The following is a 4,198-nucleotide window of genomic DNA, read 5'->3' as shown; positions in this document are numbered from 1 at the left end:
GTGCTCCCCCGGGCCCGGCCGCAGGGGCGCGTCGATGATCATCCCGGCGTAGGCTCTCGGCTGATCACAGGGGCACAGGAGAGGAAGACATGGGCCAGAAGATCATCCGGTTCTCGGACCTGACCGGCAAGCACGCGGAGAGCGACGCGGACCTGGTGCGGGTGGTGGTGCTCCGGCACCCCGACCTGACGGACGGTCCGGTCGAGATCGACGCGCTGGCCGGGGAGTTGGGCGGCGTGCGGGAGCTGGCGCTCGACCTGGTCACCATCGAGCTGCACCACCCGGACCGGGCGGAGCCGCAGACGGTGGTGATGGAGGCGGCGACGTTCGACCGGCTGGCCTCGGCCGCGCCGATGGCCGAGGTGCTGCGCGACGCCCGCCCGGCCGCCCGGACCGCCGTACCCGAGGCGGCGCCCGCCACCGTACGCGGGGCGGCGCCCGCCGCCGTCCGGGAGCGGGTCGACTACGCCAGCCTGGAGCACGCCGGACGGCCGCACCAGGGCCGTACCACCGAGGCGGAGAAGCAGGTCGTCCAGGAGCACCTGGAGGAGATCAACGAGCGGCTCGCCGCCGAGGGCGTGCGCACCATCGACCCGGCGAACGTCGAGCACGTCACCCAGTACCGGCTGGACACCCTGGCCCGGGAGACCGGTGTGATGTTCGGTTGAGCCGCCCGGGTCGCGCCGCCCGGCGCTCCGGTTGCGCCGCCCGCCGGGGGAGCTCGGCGGGCGCGGCCCGGCCCGTCGGCCGAAACGCCCCCCGGAGCGCCGTACCAGCCCCGGAACGCCGTACCAGCCCCGGACCGCGGTGCCGCCGGGCGGGTGACCGCCGAGCAGGTGAACCGCCGCGACCGGCCCTCGTGTCGCCGGCCGGCCCGAGGGGCTGATCGGCTGGACTGCGCGCTATGCGACTTCCATTCCGGACCGGGCGGATCGCCTCGGTCCTGGCGCTGGTGGCCGGCTCGCTGCTGAGCAGCAGCGTGCTGGCCCCACCGGCCCAGGCCGCGATCTCCTTCACCAAGAGCGTCGACAAGGCGACCGTCTCCCCGGGGGAGAACGTCACCTACACGCTGCGCTACACCTGCTCCATCACCGAGTGCACGGGCGGTCGGATCCTCGACACGCTGCCCGCGAACATGCAGTTCCTCGGCTGGACGCCGGACCCGTCCTCGGTGGACGTGGCCGCCTCCACCGTGCCCGCGGCGGGCGCGATGGGCGGCACGATGGACATCAAGCTGCAGAACCTGAGCCCGGGTACCACCGCCACCATCACGGTGACGATGAAGTACCCGAACTTCACCACCCCGAACGGCACCACCTCGACCAACTCGGCCACCATGTCGGCCAACGGCGAGACCTCGCAGACCGCCACCGCGAACACCACGGCCCAGGTGCAGCCGCAGTACACGGTGACCAAGGGCGTCCAGACCTCCAGCAGTGACGGACGCACCGTCACCTACCAGTTCAGCCCCTGCGCCACCGACAACGTGCCCAACGTCGACCTGGACACCAGCCGGCTGCTGGACACCCTGCCGCCCGGCGCGGTGGTGGACACCAGCCGCTCGCCGGGCTGGACGCAGGTGCCGCCCGGCCCGAACACCTGGGGCTACGACATCGGCCCCTTCATCTCCGGCAACGGGCGCGGCGGCTGCCGCTCGCCCGGCGTGCTGGTGGTCAACTACCCGGAGGCCTCCTTCCCGAACGGGACCACCTCCCAGAACACCGTCGACCTGCTCGGCGCCCCGCTGGGCGAGGCCGAGCGGCAGCTCGACACCGCGAACGCCACGACCCCGACGTTCCAACCGCCGGTGACCGGCGTGGTGGTGACCGCCAGCAAGACCTGGCGCGACACCACCACCTCCGGCGACCTCAACTCCTTCAGCCTGTCCGCCACCAACACGGCGGGCCCGGCCACCAGCCTGACCATCACCGACCCCGGCGCGGGCTCCACCGACGGCGTCTACAACTGGGTCTTCCCGCAGACGATCCAGCTGGAGCCGTGGAACCCGAACAGCATCCAGCTGACCCTCCAGTACCGCCTCAACGGCGACCCCACCTGGCACACCTTCACCCCGGGCACCCCGTTCAACGGCTCCACCGCCCGCGTCGTCACCTTCGCCGAAGGCGCCGGCAACCCCGCCGGCGACGTGCTCGGCATCCCCGCCGGGCAGTGGCTGGACGGCCTCAAGCTCACCTGGAACGGCCCCATCCCCACCGGCTGGAGCCCCGGCAACGCCGTGCAGCTGGTCACCCAGATCGCCACCCCCGGCCACGACGGACGCCAGGCCCCCACACCGCTGACCAACTGCGTGGACACCAGCGCCGGCGACGGCACCAACACCTCCACCGCCAACGCCTGCGCCCGGACCACCATCACCCAGGCCACCAACCTCGGCGCCGCCAAGACCACCGTCGCCGGCGAACTCTCCGCGCCCGGCGGCAAGGCCACCTTCCAGGTCATCCCGTACAACCGCAGCGCCCACGACCTCGACCGCCCGCTCGTCCTGTACGACCTGCTGCCCGCCGGCGTCGTCTACATCGACGGCTCGGCCCGGCCCGACCCCAACTACCCCGACGCCAAGGCCCCCTCCTCGATCACGGTGACCCCCGGCCCCGACGGCCGCCAGCTCGTCAGGATGGAATGGCCCGCCGGCGCCCCCGACTCGACGTACTACCACGACTCGCTGGCCTACCGGATGCTCTTCGACGTCCAGGTCGCCAACAGCGTCCGCGCCGGCGACCTCACCAACGACGTCTACGTCACCGTCGACCAGCCCACCCACCCCGTCGCCTGCATGTACTCCGGCTCCGACAGCGGCAGCACCCCCGACGTGCTCGACCTCAACGGCAACGGCGACACCACCGAACTGCTCTGCCACGCCTCCTCCCGGATCCGGGTGGACGCCCCGGCCGTGCTGCGCTCCTACAAGGAGGTCAAGGGGGACCTCGACGCCGACTACATGACCATCGGCACCGCCACCCCCGGCGGCCAGACGTCCTGGCGGATGACCGTCCGCAACGACTCCCCGGACCCGGTCACCGACTTCATCGCCTACGACAAGCTCCCCACCCCCGGCGACAACTACGTGCTCACCCAGGACGCCGCACGCGGCAGCACCTGGACCCCCTCGCTCACCCAGGCGATCACCGCCAGCGACCCGACCGTCGTCATCGAGTACAGCACCGACCCCAACCCCTGCGTCGAGGCCGTGATCGTCGACCGCACCGGCTGCAACAGCGCCGCGGTCTGGAGCACCACCTTCCCCGGCCCGGGCACGGCCACCTGGTTCCGCATCCACCGTCCCGGCGCCATGGCCCCCGGCGAGTCCTTCACCCTGACCTGGCCGATGGTCGCCTCCTACGACGCCCCCGAGGGCGACTACGCCTGGAACAGCTTCGCCTACACCGCCACCGACAACGCCGGCCGCCAGCTGCTGCCGGCCGAGCCCGCCAAGGTCGGCGTCGCGGTCAAGCGCGTCGCCCCCTCCAACAACGCGCTGGGCGACTTCGTCTGGCACGACCGGGACGGCTCCGGGATCCAGAAGCCCGGTGACGAGGGCATCCCCGGGGTCACCGTGCACCTGCTGGACGGCAACGGGCAGCCCGTACGGGACAAGGACGGCAAGCCCGTCACCACGGTGACCGACGCCACCGGGCACTACCTGTTCGACAACCTGCCGGACGGCAGCTACGCGGTGCGGTTCGACCTGACCACCCTGCCCAAGGGCGCCACCGTCACCAAGCAGCACGCCGGCACCGACCCGAGCAAGGACTCGGACGGCGACCCGGCCACCGGCATCACCCAGACCGTCACCCTCAGCGGCGGGCAGCGCGACCTCGACCTCGACCTGGGCGTGATCCTCCAGACCACCTCGCCGTCGCCCTCCCCGTCGCCCTCGCCGAGCCCGTCGCCGTCCCCCTCCCCGTCGCCGAGCCCGAGTCCGACGCCGTCGCCGAGCCCGTCGCCCTCCCCGTCCCACTCCCCGTCGCCGTCGCCGACGTCCTCGCCCAGCACGACGGCCACCGCGACCCACACCCACCCCCACACCCCGAGCGCGTCGGAGAGCGGCGAGCTGCCGCACACCGGCGGCTCCTCCCCCGACACCCTGGTCGCGGCGCTCGGAGCCATCGCCCTCCTCGGCGGCGGCGTCCTCTGCTTCGTCGCCTACCGCCGACCGGGCCGCCACAGCTGACGCCCT

1 protein-coding gene and 2 pseudogenes are annotated in these 4,198 nt (G+C 72.7%); 2 read left to right on the top strand and 1 reads right to left on the bottom strand.

Annotated features, from left to right (window positions below; translation table 11 throughout):
• Positions 1–89: 89 nt before the first annotated feature.
• Together ACFU6K_RS32750 and ACFU6K_RS32745 are read left to right on the top strand one after the other, a co-directional pair.
• The gene (locus ACFU6K_RS32750; protein ID WP_380669246.1) at positions 90–668 is read left to right on the top strand and encodes a hypothetical protein; all 579 of its coding nucleotides are present in this window, start codon (positions 90–92) and stop codon (positions 666–668) included.
• A gap of 236 nt (positions 669–904) precedes the next feature.
• Positions 905–3,844 (top strand): annotated as a pseudogene (locus ACFU6K_RS32745) (SdrD B-like domain-containing protein); the annotation flags it as partial.
• 86 nt (positions 3,845–3,930) lie between these two features.
• On the opposite strand, the pseudogene ACFU6K_RS32740 reads toward ACFU6K_RS32745, so the two are convergent.
• Positions 3,931–4,128 (bottom strand): annotated as a pseudogene (locus ACFU6K_RS32740) (hypothetical protein); the annotation flags it as partial.
• Positions 4,129–4,198 lie beyond the last annotated feature (70 nt).

Source organism: Kitasatospora sp. NPDC057512, from assembly GCF_042802135.1.
Lineage (GTDB): Bacteria > Actinomycetota > Actinomycetes > Streptomycetales > Streptomycetaceae > Kitasatospora.
The sequence above is the reverse complement of the archived record's forward strand: the minus strand, read 5'-3'. Positions and strand labels throughout refer to the sequence as shown.